This window comes from Oceanobacillus sp. CF4.6 (genome assembly GCF_051262635.1).
GTDB lineage: Bacteria > Bacillota > Bacilli > Bacillales > Amphibacillaceae > Oceanobacillus.
Genome location: NZ_JBIMEX010000006.1, coordinates 230345 through 236412 on the forward strand (window position 1 = coordinate 230345; position 6068 = coordinate 236412).

Below are 6068 nucleotides of genomic sequence, written 5' to 3' on the forward strand. Positions count from 1 at the left end.
TCAACTACTCCAAGAATGTTTTTTATTTGTAAAATACAAAACGGTGTCTTTATCAGAATCAGTTTGTAAACGGTAATTTTGCTGGTATGTTTCATGTCCTTTTCCAGTGATGATAATCCAATCTTCCGGATTGCTATGTTCGATAGCCCACTTTATGGCTAGGGTTCGATCGGGAATGATGAGACCTTTTTCATTTCCATAGAGGGTGTTTAATTTGTCTAGTGTTTCTATCATTTCACTTTGAGGAACTGAATTTAAATCATCCAGGGTCAAAATGTATTGATCGCTTGTGCCGGAGGTTACTGCCAACATTTCCTGTCTTTTACTATGGTCCCTGTCGCCCCTGAAGCCGAATATATGGATTACTCTCTTCGCACCGTACCGTTTTGCAGTTGTTAAGCAGTGTAAAATAGCTTCTGCTGTATGGGCATAGTCGACTACGATGGTAGCCCCATTAGGCAGTTTAGTTTTTTCAAATCGCCCCTCTACACCTTGGAAATTTGAAATGCATTCAATAATAGAATCTTCACTAAGGCCCACTAATCTAGCACTAACATAGGCCAGCAAAGTATTATACATATTGTGAATCCCATACATAGGTGAAAAAATATGGCTAACTTCATCTCCATCTTCAACGAAAACGGTAGACTTTTTGAAGTTAAAATAAAGTATCCTCACTTTATTATTGGAAGATTGGCCAATAGAATTTACGTTAATTCCTTTGCCTTGTAAGATTTTAACTAGTCTTTTACCCCAATGATTATCTGTGTTAACAATGGCTTGTCCATTATCTTTTAAGTGGTCAAACAATAACATTTTTGTTTGAAAGTAATCTTCCATCGTAGGATGGTAATCTAAGTGTTCATGCTCCAGGTTCGTAAACATGCAAAAATCAAATGTTATGCCCTGCACTCTATATTGAGATAAACCATGTGAAGAAACTTCCACTATGACTACCTCATCCTTACTTTCTGATATAAATCGATGTAAATCTAATGAACTAGGAGTGGTGTTGACGCTCTTCTTAACCTGCCCATTGATAATATTTTGTATCGTTCCAATTAAAGAACATGATTTTCCATTACTTTCTAAGATATGTTTCAGGATATAACTTGTCGTTGTTTTTCCATTCGTCCCTGTAATACCGATCATTAGTTTTTGGTTTGAAGGATTGCCATAAAATTTATTTGCAATGATCCCCAAAGCTTTTCTACTATTCTCAACTTGTACGTATGGCACTGTTAAACCGGTAATTTTTGATTCACCTACTATTAAACATGCACCTTTTTCAATAGCTTTCAGAATAAATTGATGACCATCTTGATTGAACCCGTTAATTGCCACAAAAATACAACCTTGTGACACGTTATCTGAACTGTCTGCTATACCTGTAACAGTGAGGTTTGCTGTCTCTGAATTTATTTCACTCGTGGTACTAATTTCTTCAATAAGGTTCTTTAACTTCATAGGTGGTTTAACTCCTCTTATGCAAATATTAATACTTGTTTAATTTTAAATAGAAAATATGGAGAAAATGTGCAGACTCAGTACTTGTAATACTAGCTTAATATTACAGTATTAAAATTTTTAATAACTTATTAAATTAGAGGTGAGTTAAAATATAAATAGTAAGCATAATTAAAGGGATGTCTTTCTTTAGATGAAATGTTATTACTAGTTGAGTTTCTTAAGTAAGATAAAAGGGACGTGATCTGTTAAATAAAGGAGAAAAGAATCCCCTTTTTTTAAGGAAAGAAGCCTTCCCAATTCTATAGGGATTCGAATCGCTCCTCTTTCGTTTATAATCATTTTATTTTCTAATGTATTTCCAGTGATTTTACGAATAATCAGCTCATTTGATTTGGCTACCATGGATATAGCAACTTCATCTCCAGCCAATATAAGTAACCTTTCTCTAATTTTTTTCGGTATTGTGATTGTCTGCCTCTTGTTTAATTTACATATGATACCGGTATTCGTTAACTTGTCTCGCTTATCTAGCAAACAATTAGTTTCACACATGATTCAACACCTCAAATTAGAAATAATTTCTATTCTAGAATAAAAATATCAAGAAACTATGCAGAATTTATTTATAAGTATTTTTACGAATAAAATTTAGGAGGGGAGTTTTTTCGTAAAGTGATTTAATTTCTGAACAAGGGGAGTTGCAAGGAAACGACGAGGAAAACATCCTAGAAGACCACCTATAAAAAAAGATAAATATGCAGTTTATCTGACGGAGCAGTATAACACTTACTAAAGCCGCGGAAAAATAAAGATTTAAAATGACAAGAATGAATAGAATCACTTATTCTACTTATAGGACCTATGAATTGTTCTCGCTATGAAAAGTTCTATCATGATGTTTAAAGAATTTTAGATTAAGGTATATATCCCTGGAGGAAAAATTTTAGGGAGGAATGTAAAAATGAACAAAAGAATTGTAAAAATAGTAGCTCCGAGTTTAGCAGTTATAGGAATTACTTTTTCAGCAGGACAAGTTTCTGCGGATCCAATGAACTCTGCTCCGCAAGCCAAGGTACAAGTACAGGAGGAAAAAAGGGCTGAAAAACGATTGGATAATGTTGAGAATAAAACGGACGCCATTCAATCTGAATTAGAGGAAATTGAAGGATCCCTCGAGGAAGCCTCTTTAACATCTAAAGAAGTACAGACTTATCAAGAATATCAGGAGGAATTGGATTCTCTACTGAATCGCTTAAACGCTGCTGAAAACCAGTTGGATGCTATTACTAAAAAATTAGAAGATCCGAATACATTCGCTGAAGAGACTGAAGCAAGAATCAATGATGTCCGCGCTAGCATTTTAGAGGTCGAGGAAACGATTCAATCTATTTTTGCTGATCAAATGTCCAGCACCGGTGAAATTCCTGAAAATTTAGAGGAAGCAGAGAATCCAACCTATGAAGTAGGCAGCAAGGCTATCATAGAAGCAGAACATATGAACATGGAATCTATGAGTGGGGCTGAAGCAACAATTGTAGGGGCTTTTGATACAATTGCTTATAATGTTACTTATTTCCCTACAACTGGTGGAGAGCCAGTTGAGAATCATAAATGGGTCATTCATGAAGAATTAGAAAATCCAGGTGAAGCTCCGTTAGAACATGGTACAGAAGTGAGCCTGAATGCAGATCACATGGAAGGAATGGATGGAGCATCAGCTGTGATAGAATCTGCTGTAAATACTACTGTATATATGCTTGACTTCACAACTACAACTGGGGAAGAAGTAGAAAATCATAAATGGGTAACAGAAAGTGAATTGGCACCTGCTGAATAAATATAGTTAAAAAATAATCTTAAAGAGCTTATTCTTACTAAAGTACCAATTTAATGTGGATACTTTAAATGAATAAGCTATTTTTATTATAGATATACATAACCTGTCTAACTACAACCATACTAAACTTAGTTTTAAACTATTATACTCAAACTTTCTTTACCGTTCAGTAGTGAATTTATAACCAGGATACGCATAAGAAGGAATATATATTTTCGCAGTTCTTTTGAATTTGTTAAAATTAGCTTGAATCAAATATACAGATAATAAAGTAAAGGGTTCTGTTTTGAGATGCATTACAAAAAATACTACTCAATTGACATTAAAATTGACTAATAATATGACAAATAAAATCCATCTAATTTAGACGGATTTTATTATTGAAATGACAAGGCTATTGTTAAGTTATTTAAAAATTATTAATATATGATAAGATAACTTTGTGAAATATTGTTCCTAAACTACCATGAAAATAAACTCTATAACTATTAAAAAAAGACAATACTAAAGTAGACGCAGCTCATTCATTTTTAAAAAATTGAGGAGAGCGCCTTAATTCATTGATCTATTCGTTCAAAAGGATAGGATTAGGATGCTTCTTGTTCTGTTAACGTTACAGTATAGCCTAAACTTTCAAGGCGACGTAAGGAATGCCGTACTACGGATTGCTGTTTTTGTTTATCAAAGTAGTCTTCGCCTAAGTCCACATACATTTCTTTACGGGTCAACAGATATTAAGAGATACGTAGAATGGCATGTGCCACTACAATTCCTGCACGTTTCTTACCTTTTCGTGCTGCCGTTCGTCGATAAAGTGCGCCTAGATAGTTTTTTGAACCTCTGACGGAATGGGCTGCCTCCATTAAAGCTGATTTCAAGTATTTGTTTCCGTTTTTAGTTTTAGATTTTTTCCGTTTTCCTGCACTCTCGTTATTTCCAGGAACTAACCCAGCCCATGAACACATTTGAGATGCACTAGGAAATTGTTTCTTAATATCTGTTCCAAGTTCTGCAAGCATTTGTTCAGCCATTCGCGTTGCAATACCAGGAATAGAATCTAATCTTTCAATATCATCTTGATAGTTGCTAACTCTATCAGCTACTTCTTGATCCAACATATCGATTTGTTCGGTTAAAAAATCAATATGTTTTAAGATTGTTTTTATCATAAGCCGTTGATGTTGACTAATATAGCCTTTAAGAGCGAGCTGAAGTTCATCTTTTTTCTTTTTCATCGAACGTCGAGCGAAGTTTGCTAGTATTTCAGGATTTTCTTCACCATCAGCAATAGCGTTAAGCATATCCCGAGCAGAAACGCCCATGATGTCTGAAACAACAGAACCTAATTTAATTTTAGCTCCTTCTAGTACCTTTTGAATTCGATTATGTTGTCTGGCACGTTCTTCAATAATGCTCCGACGATACTGAACAAGTTCACGGAGCTCTCTTTGATTTCGGTCTGGAATGAAACTAGCCCTAAGTAATCCATGACGGAGTAGTTTCGCAATCCATTCTGCATCTTTGACATCCGTTTTTCTAACAGGAACAGACTTAATGTGCTGGGCATTCACGACCAGAAACTCAATATCTTCTGATTCTAGTAAGTTAACAATGGGTTTCCAATAAACACTTGTACTTTCCATGGCGACATGCGTACACCTATGTTCCTTTATCCAATCAATCATCTGTATAAGGAACACTGTCTTAGTAGAAAATGTTTCAATCTCCTTTCCTTCTGGAGTAATGATACATGCAGTAATGTTGTCTTTATGGACATCCATACCGCAAGCTCTTTCAATGATTATATCCATCGAAAAAACATCCTTTCTACGGCATATATTATTGGAGGCTGGTGCAACAACCAGAATAGGGATTAATCTACCATGAGTGCTTCCCAAAAGGGAGCGACAGTAGCGACAGTCAGTGGTGCACCGTGGTCGAAGGAGTCAGACTAACTGTTGGTCTCTCACGCACCATAGTTTATCGACCTTCCTCATCCAGCCGTAGAATCAGTATCGACGGAGTAAACTATTTTCATTCTCTGTGGTGTAGCGCTGGTCTTGCGCTACATGAATGACTAACTGGCAGTTTAGTGGAATAAGAAACTTTTTACTAATAATATTCGTATATAATTCTGAACAACTAAAAAGGGGGCAATAAGTATGGGAACAAAAACAAAGGGATATCTTGTAGTATCAATAATTTTTATAGTAGGTGTTTTTTTAGGGGGATGCCAAGAGGTTGATAAAGTATTTAATGAAAACGTTTCTGTTGAAAACTTGGAAAAAATCACTCTTGGAGATGCTGAAACGGGTGAAGGTGGTACAACCTATGAAGAGGTTGTAGACTTAATGGGTAAAGACCCAAACAACAGAGCAGAACGGCAAGAAAATGGCTCAACTATTGTTGAAGCGGACTGGACACGGGATGGTCACGGTTATGAATTTATATCTGTGACGTTTATTGATGGAATGGCAGTAGGTAAATTCCAGGAAGGATTAGAATAGGATTTTTTGTGCTAACGGGTGCTTTAATACAACAATGAGATCGTCAAAATGGCGGTCTTTTATTCTATATGGCAGATTAGTTAAAGAGTGCATTCCGATTATCTTTCAACAAATGGGCACCCTTTTACTGCAGGAATGAAAAGCCAAATTTCTCAATTTAATGCTGAGAAATTTGGCTTTTTAAATAATGTAATTTCCTTAACGTTGCAAATTCCGCATTTTGCTGGCGCTCTAACCCTGTTATAATTGTTTTC

4 protein-coding genes and 1 pseudogene are annotated in these 6068 nt (G+C 35.4%); 2 read left to right on the forward strand and 3 right to left on the reverse strand.

Features of this window, described 5'->3' with window-relative positions; all coding sequences use genetic code 11:
* Together ACHABU_RS11790 and ACHABU_RS11795 are read right to left on the reverse strand one after the other, a co-directional pair.
* Complete coding sequence (locus ACHABU_RS11790) at positions 1-1467, reverse strand: UDP-N-acetylmuramoyl-L-alanyl-D-glutamate--2,6-diaminopimelate ligase (protein ID WP_435765063.1); 1467 nt, start codon at positions 1465-1467, stop codon at positions 1-3.
* Between the two features lie 207 nt (positions 1468-1674).
* A complete protein-coding gene (locus ACHABU_RS11795) occupies positions 1675-2022 on the reverse strand; it encodes an AbrB/MazE/SpoVT family DNA-binding domain-containing protein (RefSeq protein ID WP_435765064.1) in 348 nt (115 codons plus the stop codon).
* 721 nt (positions 2023-2743) lie between these two features.
* On the opposite strand from ACHABU_RS11795, the gene ACHABU_RS11800 reads away from it, so the two are divergent.
* On the forward strand, positions 2744-3307 hold the full coding sequence (locus tag ACHABU_RS11800; RefSeq protein WP_435765077.1) for a YdhK family protein: 564 nt from the start codon (positions 2744-2746) through the stop codon (positions 3305-3307).
* Positions 3308-3894: 587 nt separating this feature from the next.
* On the opposite strand, the pseudogene ACHABU_RS11805 reads toward ACHABU_RS11800, so the two are convergent.
* Positions 3895-5118 (reverse strand): annotated as a pseudogene (locus ACHABU_RS11805) (IS110 family transposase).
* A gap of 351 nt (positions 5119-5469) precedes the next feature.
* Between ACHABU_RS11805 and ACHABU_RS11810 the strand changes: the two are divergent.
* The gene (locus ACHABU_RS11810; RefSeq protein WP_435765065.1) at positions 5470-5814 is read left to right on the forward strand and encodes a hypothetical protein; all 345 of its coding nucleotides are present in this window, start codon (positions 5470-5472) and stop codon (positions 5812-5814) included.
* Positions 5815-6068 lie beyond the last annotated feature (254 nt).